The sequence below is a fragment of the Paenibacillus sp. J2R1T-4 genome, from assembly GCF_059692235.1.
On the sequence record NZ_JCAUBA010000020.1, the window covers coordinates 80,858 to 97,702 of the forward strand.

Here is a 16,845-nt window from a genome sequence, read left to right on the forward strand (position 1 = left end):
AAGCTATTATGTCTAACGGCTAAAACTCCGCCGCGGCGCTCGTTAATGCCACTTTATAAGAAATATACGCTTGGAGTCCCCAAGCGTATATTCGAGTATTTTGAAAATTTCGCCGTCACTTATGGTACGGTTCAGCATATCATCTCTAAGGCGAAATTACTTAAGTTGTTTTTAGTCGTATCATTTCAACAACGGAATCAGCCGAGGTGCATAAGAAAAACCGCTTAACTAAGGAGGCGGCAGCGTTTCAGGCCGATTTCGCCTTTTTCGGCCAGACGAAGTTGGAGACGCCGATCAGAAAGTCGATGCCGATGACGAGCATCCATTTCGACGCTGTTTGTATCAAGACTACACCACGGGAGGCGTCCCTGCGATCCAGTGTGTTAAATACAACAGTCCCGCCCCGATCGCAAAAAAAGCGATGACATCCATTAGCACGACTTTCATATAGTGTACGGCATATTTGATATTTCCTATAACGCAAACCAAATAAAAACAACCCCGTAATTTAGTCGTCTTCTTCAAGACTAATATTTTTTCTATTAAAAGCTTTTTCCCACTCCTTCCTTTGTTTTATAGCCTTTATTTTGATTTCATTTAGTTGGTCTGTATTAATTGGAAATTGCACTCGTTTAATCTTAGTCCCATAATTTTCGGTTACTTTATATTCAATATATAAGTTAATTTCTTTTAACCAATTAATAGCTTCATTAATTTTATCCTGATTATAAGATTTAAAGTAAATTTGAAATGTAATATAAAAGGGTTCCATTGTATCAGGCTTCAAAATAATTGGAAATTCCAATTCTTTATCAATTAATGAACCATAAACTATGACTTTTTCAATAGTTAATTTTGATTTTCCTATTTCTATTTCTAATTTTTTTAATAGATAATCATCGGTAATCTGATTGATTCCGGAAGAAACTACCTTAATTGCTTCAAGAGAACCAGTCTGTAACCCAAAATTACATAAGTAAGATCTTATACTAACTTTAAACATCTGAGTTAAGTCGTTGTGTCCACCTGCAAATTCTAGTTCAATATCATCATGTAGGGGTAGTTTGATCTTTATTTCTGGGCTAGATCTCCGGAAAATCCCAAATCCAGCCATGAAAATACCCAAAACAGGAAAACAAAGCAAGACCCATAGAGGTACTTTAATTAATGTAAAATATGAAGTAAGTGCACCTACAATATCCAAGAATAATATAATTTGAAGACTTGTTTCTTTAAATATTAGTAACGAATATCTATGGAGCAATTTAATGTAATCCATCCCAGAAACTTCTCCATTTCATGTTATATTGAATTAATAATTTCGTATAACGTTCCTGTATTCACGACGTCCCAGCGCCTTAAGGTCCGGCTGCCGCTTTCGGCAGTTAGGCGGTGGGATGTGTCCGGTGAATGCGCTCCTCCGAAATGCCTCTTCCTGACCAAGGGCCGCTTGCGGCCCGCAGCGTTAAATGCGATGTTATACGAAGTTGCATCTTCTATGAACTACTCACAAAATGATTTTATGATGTTCCAAGGATTCTTTGGATAATTGGCTCTGCCGCAGCTCCAAGAATAAATAACAGTAATGTCCAAATTAATAGAAGTATATAAGAACTTTTAACAATTTCGATAATTCCAAGTAAGCCTAATCCGTAAATAGCCTTCTTTTTTGATTGTACCTTTATTGTCCCTTTTTCAAGTTCATTTAATATTCGATCAATCATTTCTACTTTCCGCATAGGTGACATTTGTAATTTAAGATAATTTCTCTGTTCAAAAGCATCAGCTTCTTCTTTACCCGTCAGAGCATCATTCGTCGAAATCTTATTAAACTTAGCCATATTCAGTAATTGCCCCGATGGTTCATGCTCAATAAATTTATAAGTATATAAGTCGCCTAATAGCTCCGACATATCAATTTTTAGGTCATCATCAATAATATTTGGTTTTCCTCCAATTATTCTGCATCTATTGGCTATTGCTTCAAATCCATAAGTTGCATTCTTCATGTTCCAATGAATCCAATAGTAAGTCTGATGTTTTTTGACAAAAGCATAAAACTCAGACAACATTTCTTTTTCTAATTTATCTACTATTTCCTGATCTATATCTGATGACAAGGTGATTTTATTGAATTGAGCTTGGAGATGTATGGAAAAAGCTTTGGTTTCCCCGCTCCACCTATTCTTAACACAAATACTAGTTACCCTCGGTGTTCTACCATTAGTATTAAAAAATGATTCACAAGAATAATGAATAACAATAGTTTTATTACGACTGCCTTTTAGCATTTTTAATTTCTCTAATCCACGATTTCTTTCATCTATTCTATAAGAACGAATTAGGTGCATTAGTTCCTCCGGATTTAGTCTGTTTATACTACATTGAAGATACTACCAGATTTTTTAATATTTTTAATGCAATTGAGTATAACGTTCTTTATTCACGACGTCCAACTCCCTTATGCCCGAAGGGCGGCCGCGATGCGGTTAGGGAGTTGGATATGTCCGGCTGATTCCGCTTCCCTGTATCTGAGTTACTCCTGTCGAATCCACTTCAACTTCTGCCCGGACCGAGGGGCATCGCCCCGATGCGTGAATATGGTGTTAGATGCTGTCACAGCCTTCCCGAAAAACATTACAAATCTATAAATTAATAAATTCATGAACAATTAAAGGTAGATATGCTTCATCTTCATTTTCATACACTCGAACGCCAAGATTTGCTGATAGATAGATTTCAAATGATTCTTCCTTATTAGGAAAATTAATTTGAAATGGATAATTAAATAATGCATTAATAACTAAGTCACGCTTGTCTAGTGGTACCTGATTAACTAAATCATTAATCAAATTTCTATGAAAATCAAACGAGGCAATACAATCAGTCTCAAATTCTATGCTGGTTGTCAGTGTATAATAGTCCTCATTCATTTTAGATAAGGAATTAATCCATGCGCCAAGGAAATGCAGATTATGCTCTAAAGTCACCCCTGATTTAAGTATTCTTAAACCAAAATCAGGTTTAAAATCAAAAATATAAGGTTTTGTTAGAGCCATAGGACTTAGTATTCTAAATAATTCATCCAACTTCTCCTCAAGCTCCACAACTAATATATCAAGAATTGGTTCGTGTTTATTTATATCGAAGACAACAAAGTTTATACCATTACATAGTGCATATAAGGATGTCTGTATCTCTCGATGTATTGCGTAACTATAAGCTTGTTCTGTATTCTTACCTTTATGAATATTTTCAGATGGAGCTTTTGCATCAAGAACGAATTTGTTCATACCGTCGATTTGGATTAAATAGTCAGGAATCATCTTTATGTGTTCTTTTTTTGTCCCAAAATATATATAGGGATGATCCAAAGTTTTGCTCCGAATTATCATTTTACTCCCAAATGCCGAGTACCCCAATGCTTTAAGGATTGGAGTTATTATTTCTTCCCGTACGCTATCTTCTTTGAATAAAGGACTATTAATTATAGCCGGATCTAATTTATTATCAAAAATAGTCACATTGTATGCTCCTTAGCTATTTGATTTTGCTGTGATTTCATCTAACGTTGTTGTATTCACGAACCCGAGAACCTTAAGGCACGTAGTGCCGGGTGCGCTTGCGCACTTAGGTTCGCAGTGTTGTCTGCCTGATCCGCTTCTTCGAAATGCCTCGAGCAGACCAAGGGCCGAATGGCCCGCAGCGTGAATACGGTGTTATCAGAAGTCGTTGCCATCTCTGAGTTACTTACAAACTATTGTTTGAAAACTCTTGCGCAGGTCCTTTATTATCTTTCCTTCTTGTTTCTATGTAGTGATCAATTGTATAATCCTTAATGACTTTTTCTCCAAAACATCTGTGCAGGTATATTCCAATGGAATTCACTTACTTTCCATTTCCCGATATATAAATTAAATGCCATTATCGCTGCTTCCATACCAATATTCTTTCTTCTGAATTTCCTTAAGATAAAAAAATGGTTTAAATAGTTATTCCTGATAACGTCTCATTCACGAACTTCGCGAACAAGCCAAATTCAGCAATATTTATGAATTCCAAAGTGCCGCTCACTATCTTTATAATAACACGGGATTGGAAGATTGTGGTCATTATAATAGTACCAAAGAACTAAAAGCCACTAAAACAAAATGTTTTAGTGGCTCTTAGTCAGGCTATTCCATGGGTCCTTCAGGCTTCACGGGTAAGGTTCTCCGCGCTATCTGTAACGGCAAGTTTTTGAAGAAAGCCATCCTGTCGGATGGCTTTTCTAATTGCATCTTATCGAATATCTAATAACGTGTCTGCTCAATCCCCACTGATTTCTGTAAGATGTCAATATTTTCCTGAAGAAATGACTGATTTTTTTCGACACCTCTGTTTTTGCACCAAACAACTGCACTGAAAGCATCGTAAAGATCATAGAATGGTAACACTGTCTCCAGATTCACCATAGGGCGAATTGTTCGATACCCATTAATGTACGGTTGCTTTGTTCTCGGGTTTACTCCCCAAATATATCGATTGATTTTTGTAAAGTCTATTTCAGAGGATCCACCACGGGCACTCTCGAAATCAATAATGCCAGTGACCTTGTTATCATTTACCAATATATTACCAGGTCTAAAATCCATATGAACAATGCATGGCCCGTCAGGTTCTGGTAAAGCTGAAAATACGCCATCAAAGTGAAGAATACATCTTTCATACAGCTCTGGATCGAGAATCTCTTTGCAAGGCTCTTTCCACTTTTCAAAATTACCTTCGATATGTAGTCTCCAATTATTTTGGTCAAGAATCTTAAATCCATCAGTCACATGGTAACCGTAACCTGGAGTTTTAACCTCATGAAGCATCGCATGAAACACGCCAATTTGAAAAGATAGTTTCTCATCAATATCTTCTGTACAAGGTATGCCTTGAATCGCCGAAAGAAGCAATGCTCCAGTAGTAATTTCATCCCCATCCCAAAAATCCAATACTTTAGGAACAGGTATCACGTCCTTCAATGTTTCAAGCATCTGAAATTCACGATATAGTTTATCCTTGTTAAATGGAATTTTTACATACACTTTTTCTCCGTTAGCGAGAGTAAGTTTGTATACATCAGAACTAAATGACTCTGGAACATCTTCTACATTCAAGACGTTCAGCTTTAACTTTTCAATAACGTTTAGAATGGAACTCATAAAGTACCTCCTCGTTTTGGATTGCAAAACGATAATCCCGATTAAAAAACTTTGACTTTCTCGGGATCTCTTGGCATTCCCTGGAATTAACCGAATTAATCCCAATCTCTTACATATATCATATTCTTGATCCAGAGCCAAGACCCCTACCGCATCGTTTTGTGACCTCAAAAAGCTCGCAGAAGCCCGTTTGCGCCGACTTTGCCACCTAGCGTGGCCTATCCCAAACCCTTGCCCGGCAATGCCCCTTTCCAAGCCCGCTGCGAGATTTTCCGAAAAAACTTGCCGTCACTTGTGGTACGGTTCACCGTAACATCTATTAGGCGAACTAGATTTTTTCATGCATTTGGCCGCATAAACAAAATAAGGTCGCCAATTAGCGACCAAGCTACCGAGAAATGTATAACGGGAATTCTAGCGCCCCATAACCCAGACATCGTTTAATCCAGCGGAATCTCTACGACCTTGCCATACGTCTTCCTATAATGTATCCCTTGAATTCGCAAATACTCCGGCTGCCCGGTCGAATCGAATAATAGTGTGTGTTCCTTGAGAATTCGACCGTCCTCCCATTTGTGTTTATTCCCCATGTAAGCCAGAGCAAGCCGGTAAAAAGCATCCTTCTCAGCCAGAATTAGTTAAGCAGCGCTTCTTTGTTCCCATTACATGACCCGCCGTTCAAAGCTGCAACTTGAGCTCCGGAAGACCATGCCGAGCCCGTCTCCTAAAATGGTGGAGAGATATCTAAAAAATTCAAAGAGCGGATTCGTCACCGCTCCTCTAAAATATTATTCTGCAATCGGCCTTATCGTAGCTGTATTTTGTGGAGTCGCTTCGTTAGTCATTGGGGTGGCAGGAGATGATAGTGGTTTCCTTGAAAATGGCTCAACGCGGCAACGTACAACTGTGCAATACCATGATTCGCCGCTTTCACCAAATCAATTTTTATACACGGGAGCAGTCGGAATTTGGCGTTCCAGAAAATCCAACGCCGTATGCAACCCTGTTTCCGCCTTGATCCGTTTCGAGATTTCAGTTGCTCTTTGGCGCACATCGGGAGCTTGAAGCTTGCGAATTGATTGGAGGAGCTTTTCCTTTGTCAGACCTGGGAATGGAATGTGCTCCCCTATGCCTAGCTCGGCAACACGCTCCCCCCAGAATGGTTGATCCGCATAAGTGGAGCAGATGATCGAAGGCGTACCGCTTTCCGCAGCAGTATGCGTCGTGCCAGCTCCTCCGTGGTGTACAATCAAACTACATTGCGGAAATAAAAGCTCATGATTTGCCGAATTAATCATACGAATGGAGTCAGGAAGTTGATTTACTCCCGAATCCATTGCCGACCAACCCGATACAATGATAGCTCTGGATTGAAGAGTTCGAGAAATCTCAGTCACCATCTGAATCATCTTCTGCGGCTCTAGCACAGGCAAACTGCCGAATCCGAAATAGATCGGAGGAGGGCCTGCATCCAGCCAAGCCGTCAGTTCGTAGGGTAATGCAGCTTTCTCTTGCTCTGGCACATGCTGAGCGGGGATTTTCCATTGACCCGTAACGATGACTGTATCTCTCCAGTCGCTTGGTTTGGGGACAAGCGCCGCGCTGATCGCTTGCATGACAGGAATCTCTTGATGCTCCAATTTATTATAAAGAGTTCCTCTTAGAGGTTTAAGCCCCCCCAACTTGACTCTCCATTCATTCATATCTTCACGAAGACCCTTCTCATATATGCTATTCACGAGCCGATAGGAGGCCTTATTTAGAAAACCGAATGGCAACTTTTTAGTTCGTGCGAGGAAATGGGGGAATGCGCTTGTTGCAGGCGAGATTGGAAAAAGATTCGCAATCATCAGTGGCTTGTTTAGCTTCTCAGACAGCATACATGCGTAATAGACCTGCAGCGGATGGGCGATAATCAAGTCGCAATCCTTGCATGCGGCTGCGATATCCTTTTCAAGTGCGAAGCGGCGTTCATGTGTAATTTTGGCCATTTGCTTCAAAAACTGTTTGGAATCGCCAGATGCCATCCACCGGCGTCCCTCCTCGGAATCTAGCACCTGCTGAGAGTTTAACCCGACCGAAACGTAGGGTCTCTTGTAGGTTTCCGTGACGTAATGATAAAAATTTTCGGGCCCCGCCAAAGTTACCATGTGCCCACGTTCTTCTAGTCCATACGTCAGTGCAAGGAACGGTCTAACGTCTCCGAAAGTTCCCATCGTTAACAATGTAATTTTCACGAAGTATATTCCCCCAAAGTTCATTTCCGATTATATTTTAAATGATATCAATTTTTTGAGCGTAAAAGGTCTCATTATCGTCTCATTTTTCAATATTCGCAGGCCGCCAGATTGAAGGAGTCACGAAATGGATACCGAAAATATATGGTGGGGAGGACGAACGATGGAGAAACTTATAGAAAAGCTCGCCAACGAACGCAATCGACTTTTCGTTGGGCGGAGTGCAGAGTTGGAAACGATCCACCAGTGGATCCGAAGCTTGAATACGCCGACCCAAGTTTTGTTTTTATCTGGAATTGGCGGAATTGGGAAAACCTCGTTCATGATGAGGGCTCTCGACTTGGCCATGCTAGAGAACAATCGCACGATGTGGATCGATGGCCGAGTTTGTGCAGAAACACCGACAGGCTTCATGGAAGCTTTGTTTGACCATATGAAAACCGTTGAAGGGCTGCCCTTTCAGCACGAAACTTCGCTGCATAATCTCATTTCTGAGATTTCCAAAGGTCGAACGATGCTATGCGTAGACAATTATGACGCCGTTCTGAAGATCGATGGATGGTTGCGAGAAGTTTTTCTCCCCCGGCTACCCTCGACCGGATTACTGATTATTTTTGTGGCGCGCCAAAACTTATCCGAGTCTTGGCAGCATGACCTTGCTTGGCGGAACAGAGTCTCACATATGGAACTACAGCCTTTAAATAGACAAGAAGTGACGCAATATGGCTTTCGCACCGGAATCAAAAAGTCAGTAGATATCGAAAGGATTCATAACGAATCGCAGGGATTGCCGCTCGCCTTAGCGCTCACCTCCGAAAAACTTAATCTCATTGGTGAGGAAGCTTGGCCGATTTCTCTACGCATATCGGCCGAGCTTTTGCGCGAAGTGGTTTCGCCGGACTTACAGGAGACACTCGATCTGCTTAGTATTCTGCCTCAAGCGACACTGAAGCAGATTGGTCGATTGGTCCGTTCACCATTAAATGCTGGTATGCTGCATCAGTTAAGCCGCATATCCTTCGTGCGTCCTACAACTTATGGGTTCGCCTTACACGATGTGGCGCGCCACTACTTAATGGAAGACTTCATGCGCCGTGAGCCGGAACGGTTACGCAACTTTCGTACGCATATCATTCGCGAACTCGTTCGAGAACTTAAATCAAGCGATGCTCATGATCGAAGCAAGCTTATTTCCATCCTTCTCTCCACCTGCCGAGACGCATTCCAACTCGATTCTGTGTCTGTATTTGCCCGTGATCCCGAGAAGATGCAGATGGAGTCCTTTCATCAGCGAGACTTGCCTTATTTGAAGCGAATCATGCAAGAACAAGCCTCCTATGCCGTATCGATCAAGTTGGATCTCGTCGTACTACAAGAGATGGCTGAGCAATTCCCGGAGTGTATCCGTGTGTTTCGCTCCAAGGATGGCACTCCCCTGGCATTTGTGGCAGGATTCTATCTTTACAAGAATACGGCCCTTTTTCACGAAAAGCACTTTCCGGAAGTGCTAGAGAAAGCCTTCCCGAATGAAATCGAGACGATGCGTACTCAAGCGATCGAACAAGCGGATACCTTTTACCATTTACTTGCCGCCGCATCAGAAAATGATGCCGAGTACCGGTTTCAGCAGCTCATCGGCATTATTTTGGCAGATTCGCTTATCGTTCGCTCTGCAGGTTTACGGCTCGTCATGATAAATACGTATGAAGGAATTACGGCCATTCTTCTACGCCTAGGGTACAGAATGAGAACCTTAGTAGGACTTTCCGATGGCCATCCGTTCCGACATGCAACCATCCGCGAACTGGACTGGCAAGCTTCGGATTTCGCAGCCCGGATTCTTGAACTATTTGAATTCGAACATAGGGATGACAAGAACTCCTCTCCAAAAAAAATATCCGATAAATCGATTATTTCGGCCCTTCCGTTAGTAAAAGACCTAAACCGGCTGACACACACCGATCTTGCAAACGTCCTTGGGTTAACCGGTACGGAGTTGCAGCACTCGATTCATCAATTGCTATGGGGTGATCCTGTTTATCCCCTTGATCAACGGATGCAGTTAACATTACGGCAAATGAGTGAAGCGGCACATCTGACTGCTGAAGACGCTTCCGATCGACTACATGTAAGCAGAGCCACCTATTTTCGAATCCGCAGAGACGCTTTGAGAGTATTGAGAGAATTGCTTTTACGTGGATAATATTGGAGATTGCTTCTCTTCAGCGATTAAAAAACCTTGGGCCCCAGCGGTGCCGCTTACCTGATCTTTATATCGCTGAATCATTTGGTTAAGTGCTTGTTCGTCAAGCAACAGGAGCATAAGAAAAAAGCGGAGAAAAAAGCCGGGCCTTGAAACTGCCGCTGTTACCCTGCTTATGAAATCCACCCGCGTTCATGCGCTTTTTCAGTCGCCTGCTGCCTGGTCTCTACCTCCAGCTTTTGAATGGCAATAGACAAATAGTTCCGAACTGTTCCATCCGTTAGAAATAATTGCTTAGCTATTTCCTTTGTCGATAGTCCGAGCTTGGATAATCGCAATACAGCCGTTTCCCGTTCGGTCAGCGGATTTTGTTCCTTCAGGAAAAGAACCGCTGCCAAGTCGGTGCTAATCACTCGCTCACCAGCCATCACCTTGCGTATGGAATGGATTAGGAATTCAATCGGTTCATCTTTTAACAAGTATCCTTCCACCTTCAATTCCATTGCTTTTTGCAAAAAACCTGGACGAGCGAATGTGGTTAGGATGATAATTTTCGAGGAACGTCCTTCTTGCCTGAGTCTCTCACCAATTTCAAGTCCTGATAGATAAGGAATCTCGATGTCAAGCAAGCACACGTCCGGCTCATAATGCTCAACAGCTTCCCATGCCGCCTGCCCATTCTCTGCTTCCGCCACGACCTTAATGTCCTCCTCCATGGATAATAAAGCCGATAACGTCCCACGAAGCAATTTTTGATCTTCTGCAATGACCACACGTATCACCTTGCTACCCCCTCCCGTTGCTAATCAGGGGAACCTTAAACGTAATGACCGTTCCTCTGTCCGGGCTTGCCGTTATATGAGTATCTCCCTGTAGCATAGCCATTCTTTCCTTCATCGACTGCAAACCGATCCCTTCTCCTTGTCTCAAGCCGCCATTTCCGTTATCACTCACTTGAATACAGTAATATTCAGACTCTATGTTTTGTGTAATCGTACACTGATTGGCTTCGCTATGTTTAATAATATTGGTAATGGCTTCTCTAACGGAAAGTGCCACCATCGTTTCGGCAACGTTGGATAGGGGATTCATGGAAATGGAACCATCATCCTTCGTAACTAATTCAATTCCAGCTTTTTGTAAAATATCCTTTGATAGCTCCAGTTCTCCCTTAAGAGAAACAAATTTCATGTCGGTGACAAGCTCCCTTACCTGCTTTAATGCATACCTTGAGGTGTTCAAAATATCATGCAGCTCATGCTTCGCCTTTTCCGGATTCTTCTCTACCAATCTTATCGTTAACTCACTTTTCAGTTTTATCATCATTAGCGTCTGGCCGAGCGTGTCGTGAAGATCCCTGGCAATCCGGTTTCGTTCCTCTTCTTGAATATACCGTTCAAGCTGGGCATTGGCGATAGCCAGCTTTTCTTTCAAGATATTCGCCTTTTCTCTCGTATGAACAACGATGGGCGTTGCCAATTGGGCAATCATAATTGGGAAATACATCGTTGAAACAAACGCAAATGGGCTACCCTCAGTTATCCAACCATTTAGAATATACATAGCCACGATTCCAGCCATTCCAGTGATCATAACTGCCTTCCGATTGGCTCTTCCAAGCAAATCAGCAAACACAAATCCGTACATCATGATCCAACTATCGACGTAAATCGTAAGCGCCACAAGCAGTGAGCTCCCTGCGAGACTAGCCATGAGCAGACGCCAGTCCCGATACCACAATCCAGCATAATGGGAAAAGATCAACAACAGGATGACTATGACCTTCAGGGCTAGATGGACGAAGCCATTTACAATGAAAACTTGATAAATTAAAAAGGTAATCGCAAAAACATCAATAATAAAATATTTTTCGATCTGATCTTCGGGATACAATTTTTTCAGCATCATTCATACACACCTTATCCGTTCACCAATCAGTCTATGGTTTTCCTATGAGACCTGAAGTGAATCTTCGCGCTGATTCCATTGGACCGTACTTGAACCGCTTAAGCCATATGGAAGCAAAGATCATTTGAAAACAACATATCGCCATCCATATCAATACAATGGTTACCGAATTCACCTTGCCGCCTAATCCGAAGCCCCATCCATAAAATATGACTGCAGAAATGACATTTTGCATCACATAGCAGCTGAGTGACATTTTGCCTACCTGTTCGAGTTTGCTCCACAGCCAAAGCTTCTCATTTGCTTCTACCAGCTTAGCGATTAACCCGATATAGAAGAGAGATAGGATCGGCGCAAATAAATAGCGTACCGGCAAATCAAAGTAGCCGCCCGGCACAAAAATAAGCAAATTAAGCGGAATGCCCACGCATAATCCGATGTGAAGAAGCTTTTTCCGTTTCTTCTCGCCATTCTCATCAGAGGCAAAAAAACCAGACCTCATCATACGTATGCCTAGCAGAAACAGAAAAATGTTCATTGGAATTACAAATAAAGCCTCTAACCGCAGCATGACAAAATGGGTAAGCCGGTAACCTACCTGCTGAAACCAACTGCCGTCCTTATATAATAACACTGTTTCTTTCATATCGCCTAAGGACATATGAGCGCCTATTACGGCGAGATAGATTCCGAAACACAAAATAAGTAGCATAATGGCCCCATGCAGTCCGCCAATGATCATCATCGCTCTGCGAATGGCACTGTCTCCGCCTTTTATAATAAAAGCAGTGATGATTGCCGTAATGCCATAGCTCATCAAAATATCATATTCCATAACTAATGTGTAATGGATAAAGCCCTCCACCATAAGAATAATAGATGTCCCTATATAAACCCCAGGCCATGCTGTCCCTCTTCTTAATGCCTGCTGGTACTTCATCGCAAGTCCGACCCCGAACATAATTGTGAGCAAGCCAAGCAGCTTTCCATTGACCAAGAACAAAACAAAAACTCTTACATATTGTTGAAAGGAAGCCCACCACTCGTATTGGTTAAAGGTGAATACATAATTCAAGTCTCCCATGTGAGCAAAGATCCAAATATTCGTTCCAAGCGTTCCCAAAATGGCAAAGCCCCTTAAAATATCCAACAAACGTAATCTGCTGCCATTCCCATTCATAACATCCATCATCCTTCCGTTCCGTTCGTATCTTTATCTTAGCTCTGAACGGAAACAGGCGATATTCACAGCAGTCATCCACTTGATATGACACTGTCATACCAAATGCTTGGTTGAATGTTTATCGATCATCTTCTCCAATAATAATTCATCATTATTCTCATTGAATGAATACGTTATTCTATAAAAATACTTGGAAATGACAAAACCCCCTTCTAGTGAGAAGAGGAAGCTGTCGGTTAAAGCCATTAAAACCACAGTGATGTCATTTTATAAATCCATATTTAATGAGGATGTTTCGCCCTACTTATGATACGGTTCTCCTCTTTGTGCTAAGGCAATACTGTCACATCTCATCTGTTCATTGCGAACCATCAATATTAGACACTCCACATGTATCTAGTGATTTACCTTAGGCACCCATTTGCAGATATAGCACTTTTGCTTCTACATTCAATTCAATTTTTTGCTTTACCACTACTTGTGATACGGTTCTCCGCGCTATCTGTAACGGCAAGTTTTTGAAGAAAGCCATCCTGTCGGATGGCTTTTCTAATTACATCTTATCGAACATCTAATAACGTGTCTGCTCAATCCCCACTGATTTCTGTAAGACGGAAATATTTTCCTGAAGAAAAGACTGATTTTTTTCGACACCTCTGTCGACATTCGGAGCTATTGAAGCCATACCTAAAGGTAAACGTATATTTTTTAGAAATACGATCAAAGATAATAGGTGGTTTGGATTTATCTACCAGGATTTAAGAAAGAAGGATCTAGAACAACGCGCGTTAGAGCTAAAAAAAATAATAGAGGAACTTCAAGCGCTTTAACTGGTAATCATTCAATAGGTTGTATATTACCCAGTATTACTTTCGTTGAAATAATTTGAACGCTTCGACCCCCCTTCCCTTCACCTCAACAGCTCGCACGAGCCCGCCTGCGCGGCGATCTTCCCCCAGGGTGGCCCATCCCCCCCCTGCCCCTCGGGGGCGACTTTCCGCGCCCAGCAAGCGGTTAATGCGAAAAATTTCGCCTCATTTATGATACGGTTCAGCTTAACGGAGCTATCGGCGAAAAATACCAAAGGAGCCGTCGCGGCCAGCTCCTGTTGTTGTTTTTCAGATGGTTGATTTCTGTTTTATGCTAAAAACCATTATGATTTGAAGTAAGTCATCCCTTATGACTATTGTGCTGGATATAGTCTAAAATAAGAGACGTCACGCTACATATCTTCTGTCCATACTGCGGCTCAAACAAGATATGCAAGCTAGCTTCTTGCCTCTGAGACTGGAAAAGCATATTCTGGCTCATAAAAGCACATCGGCATATATATAATATCCGGGATTACTTGTTCCATGGCCTTCCTTTTCTTGATTGAATAAAACACTTTGTTATTCATATAAAACTAATATAGAGACAATTAGAACACTATTCCCTGTCTCTTATCAGATAACAATTTAGTGGGTAGGATCATAATTAGTAAAAGATAGTGGCTAAATATGGTATTCAGGTGATACCTCAGTATATTTGAAATGCCTTGGATGAATCAATTTCATTGTCTCAATATTTAAAATGAAATGGTCAATCGTCTCATATTTCAACAGCGGTCGACCGTTAAAACTGAGAATATCTTTAGACGGTTGATAAATTGCGTAAGGTCTCACATTTAAATGTTTAAATACTTTTAAAACTTGTGGAAGGCCGCCGATGTGTACAAAGGAACCATCTTCCAACATATCCCTTATAACTTCCAGTGGCTCCATATCAAAACCACCACTATTTAATTTATTCCTTTCTCTAAGAAGGTTTGTTAATTTCTCATAGTATTCCTGGCGATAATCACCAATGAAAAGAAGTTGTTTATCCTGATGACCGCCTTCCCAATGCTGTGCTGGAATATAATTAAACCCTCTAATTCCCGGATTATACTTCAACAGCCATAATAGGAACTCTCCACGTTTCCAACAATAACCACCAAAAATTAGTGAAAGCTCAGGATTACCATATCCTACTGGTGCATCTTCGTGCATAGAAACCATGTTATTTAAAATTCTAAGTAAATGGCCACGAACTTCTTCAAGGGCCATAGCCCTGGTAACTGCTCTTATGTGATTTTCCACCGATGCTATTGATTGGAGAATGAATGGATAGGCATACGCTGTATCTCCAGCAAAACACAAAACACAATCCATTCTAGGAAGGGGAAATAACTTTGGGCAACAATCCCAACTTCCAGCAAATCGCACCCTACTATCTGAAGCAAAAACTAATTCCTGTTCACCGTTAGTTCTAGTTCTTACCCAACCCAAAGAAATTGTCATATCATAATAACACATCACTTTTATTAGATTTATGAATCCAATGTATACCCCTATTAAATTCATCCTTTTTCGACTCAGCTTAACTGAGCCATCGTAATGCGCAAGAAGCTGCCGCGGTATGCTCCTTTCCACAGGATTTATTATCAATACCTTCTACGAGTCTCTTCCCAAGTCGAGAACAAAAATTCAGCCATTGACCCAGCAAGATTTACAGCAAGTTGCGCATGCCTATTTGTTGGAGCGGGTGTATTATAGCTTCTCCCATGTGCATCACTTAGTTTGTTTCGAAGAGACCCTATGCCAAGAACAACTGATGTGCAACCTCCAAGCATTTGTTTAAAAATAGACTCGTGCTGGCTATCTGGGGCCAAATCTAATACGGACTGCACAGCTTTGTACAGTTGATGAATATCCGATTTATCATCATATGTTATTCCCTCATGATCCAATATAAACTTACTAACAATTTCTAGTAGAGTGCGCGCAATTGTGATTGCACCTTCCGGGTCTGTACTTCTTCTCTCTAATGCCTTGGTCCATGCTTCTTGAATATATTTTGCATTTACATTCTTGTAGAAAGCACTACCAATACTATCATCGGACGGGGAAGTATTTCTCTCCGAGGTAACCTCTGTTGAACCTTCGTTTGCTGCAATTCTACAATACGCAACAGCCATAAGTGGCGTTACATTATCCAACAAACTATGGATTTCTTGAACACCCAATCCTTTTTTAGCCAAATTGACTCCAAAACGATGACGAAATTCGTTGCAATTAAATTTATAAACTTCCCTTTGTTCATTTTTTATTGAACATCCTTCCGCAAACTTTTGCAAATTCCTGTAAAGGTTTATTCTCAATATCGGTTTCCCTTTTGATTTTCCCTCTAGTGTTAAAAACAGCAACTTCTCTGGATTTAATTCTTCAGGAAATAATTTTTGAATTAATTGCTGGTGTCCAATAATCTCTGTAACCAACTCATCATCATGTATTGGAATAGTGTGTATGCCTTTATCCTTTTTCTCTCTTTTAATCAAATGCCTGTCATCATTTTTAACAAGCGCATCAATTTTTAATGTCAGTACTTCATTTGCTTTAAAACCAGTAACCTCTAACAATCGAACAATTAGCCGATAGTTTGCGTTAAGAGTTTCAATATTCTCAAGAACCTGCTTCCATACGTAATCGCTCAAATATTTATAGTCATGAATATCCTTTGGTTTAATCTTAGGACGATCCTCTTGATAGATTAAGTTGCGGATTGGTTTATGTGGGGCCTCACTCCATTCGTGCATTTGAATAAAATACAAAAAATTTTCTAATGTGCTTATATATCTCCAAATACTGTCATCTGTCATCAATGTCCCTTGTTGGGAATTAAGACCACCCAATGGTTGATTACGAATATATCTAATATATTGTTCAATATCTTTTCGATTTAAGTGGTTTAAATGGTTCCAATAGGGATATTTAATCACTATAAATTTAAAAAATGGGGTTAACCCTAGAACATCGCGGTTAGAGGTTGTAAATGTTACAGAATCATACTCAAGTAATCTCTGCTTCACATATCTCTTTACAATTTTTCTAAATGCGAGTTCAATTTTTTCAAATGATATGTAATATTCTGCAGTCGTTTTATTGTAGGGGATCCCAAGATTACGAACATCCCATTTATCTTTTTCAATTTCTTCTCGAAGTTGATTTAAGTTAACTTTACGAGAATTTTCACCAAACTCATTCATTTGTGCCATTATTTTGTTAACTTTCACATCTTTACCTCACCATTATCAAAATCATGCTA

The 16,845-nt window shown here is 40.9% G+C and carries 11 protein-coding genes; 1 reads left to right on the forward strand and 10 read right to left on the reverse strand.

Translation table 11 applies throughout. The features are described from left to right. Positions 1-508 precede the first annotated feature (508 nt). The 5 genes from AC58QD_RS26150 to AC58QD_RS26170 form a co-directional block, all read right to left on the reverse strand. Positions 509-1,279, reverse strand: a complete 771-nt coding sequence (locus AC58QD_RS26150; RefSeq protein WP_497337975.1) for a hypothetical protein — start codon at positions 1,277-1,279, stop codon at positions 509-511. A 241-nt stretch (positions 1,280-1,520) separates the two neighbouring features. Further along, positions 1,521-2,351 carry a hypothetical protein gene (locus tag AC58QD_RS26155; protein WP_497337976.1) on the reverse strand — a complete coding sequence of 277 codons (831 nt, stop codon included), beginning with the start codon at positions 2,349-2,351 and terminating at the stop codon, positions 1,521-1,523. Between the two features lie 294 nt (positions 2,352-2,645). Then, positions 2,646-3,524, reverse strand: coding sequence for a hypothetical protein (locus AC58QD_RS26160; protein WP_497337977.1), 879 nt, complete (start codon positions 3,522-3,524; stop codon positions 2,646-2,648). 768 nt (positions 3,525-4,292) lie between these two features. Further along, a complete protein-coding gene (locus tag AC58QD_RS26165) occupies positions 4,293-5,189 on the reverse strand; it encodes a phosphotransferase family protein (protein ID WP_497337978.1) in 897 nt (298 codons plus the stop codon). Positions 5,190-6,127: 938 nt separating this feature from the next. Further along, a complete protein-coding gene (locus AC58QD_RS26170) occupies positions 6,128-7,426 on the reverse strand; it encodes a glycosyltransferase (RefSeq protein ID WP_497337979.1) in 1,299 nt (432 codons plus the stop codon). A 163-nt stretch (positions 7,427-7,589) separates the two neighbouring features. Here AC58QD_RS26170 and AC58QD_RS26175 point away from each other — a divergent pair, with 163 nt between their 5' ends. Next, positions 7,590-9,629: a hypothetical protein gene (locus AC58QD_RS26175; RefSeq protein WP_497337980.1), complete on the forward strand. Its 2,040-nt coding sequence runs from the start codon at positions 7,590-7,592 to the stop codon at positions 9,627-9,629. Positions 9,630-9,802: 173 nt separating this feature from the next. Here the strand turns inward: AC58QD_RS26175 and AC58QD_RS26180 are convergent, their stop codons facing one another. From AC58QD_RS26180 to AC58QD_RS26200, 5 genes are all read right to left on the reverse strand, one after another. Next, positions 9,803-10,411, reverse strand: coding sequence for a response regulator (locus AC58QD_RS26180; RefSeq protein ID WP_497337981.1), 609 nt, complete (start codon positions 10,409-10,411; stop codon positions 9,803-9,805). A gap of 4 nt (positions 10,412-10,415) precedes the next feature. Next, positions 10,416-11,537 (reverse strand): sensor histidine kinase, encoded by a 1,122-nt coding sequence (locus AC58QD_RS26185; RefSeq protein ID WP_497337982.1) that lies wholly within the window; start codon positions 11,535-11,537, stop codon positions 10,416-10,418. Positions 11,538-11,568: 31 nt separating this feature from the next. Next, positions 11,569-12,717, reverse strand: coding sequence for a DUF418 domain-containing protein (locus AC58QD_RS26190; protein ID WP_497337983.1), 1,149 nt, complete (start codon positions 12,715-12,717; stop codon positions 11,569-11,571). Between the two features lie 1,496 nt (positions 12,718-14,213). Then, positions 14,214-15,104 carry a hypothetical protein gene (locus AC58QD_RS26195; RefSeq protein WP_497337984.1) on the reverse strand — a complete coding sequence of 297 codons (891 nt, stop codon included), beginning with the start codon at positions 15,102-15,104 and terminating at the stop codon, positions 14,214-14,216. Between the two features lie 80 nt (positions 15,105-15,184). Further along, complete coding sequence (locus AC58QD_RS26200) at positions 15,185-16,813, reverse strand: abortive infection family protein (RefSeq protein ID WP_497337985.1); 1,629 nt, start codon at positions 16,811-16,813, stop codon at positions 15,185-15,187. Between the last annotated feature and the right edge of the window lie 32 nt (positions 16,814-16,845).

Coding starts and splice junctions, on each gene's coding strand:
- AC58QD_RS26150 (WP_497337975.1), bottom strand. CDS start 1,279: ATGGATTACATTAAATTGCTCCATAGATATTCGTTACTAATATTTAAA.
- AC58QD_RS26155 (WP_497337976.1), bottom strand. CDS start 2,351: ATGCACCTAATTCGTTCTTATAGAATAGATGAAAGAAATCGTGGATTA.
- AC58QD_RS26165 (WP_497337978.1), bottom strand. CDS start 5,189: ATGAGTTCCATTCTAAACGTTATTGAAAAGTTAAAGCTGAACGTCTTG.
- AC58QD_RS26175 (WP_497337980.1), top strand. CDS start 7,590: ATGGAGAAACTTATAGAAAAGCTCGCCAACGAACGCAATCGACTTTTC.
- AC58QD_RS26185 (WP_497337982.1), bottom strand. CDS start 11,537: ATGATGCTGAAAAAATTGTATCCCGAAGATCAGATCGAAAAATATTTT.
- AC58QD_RS26190 (WP_497337983.1), bottom strand. CDS start 12,717: ATGAATGGGAATGGCAGCAGATTACGTTTGTTGGATATTTTAAGGGGC.
- AC58QD_RS26195 (WP_497337984.1), bottom strand. CDS start 15,104: ATGAATTTAATAGGGGTATACATTGGATTCATAAATCTAATAAAAGTG.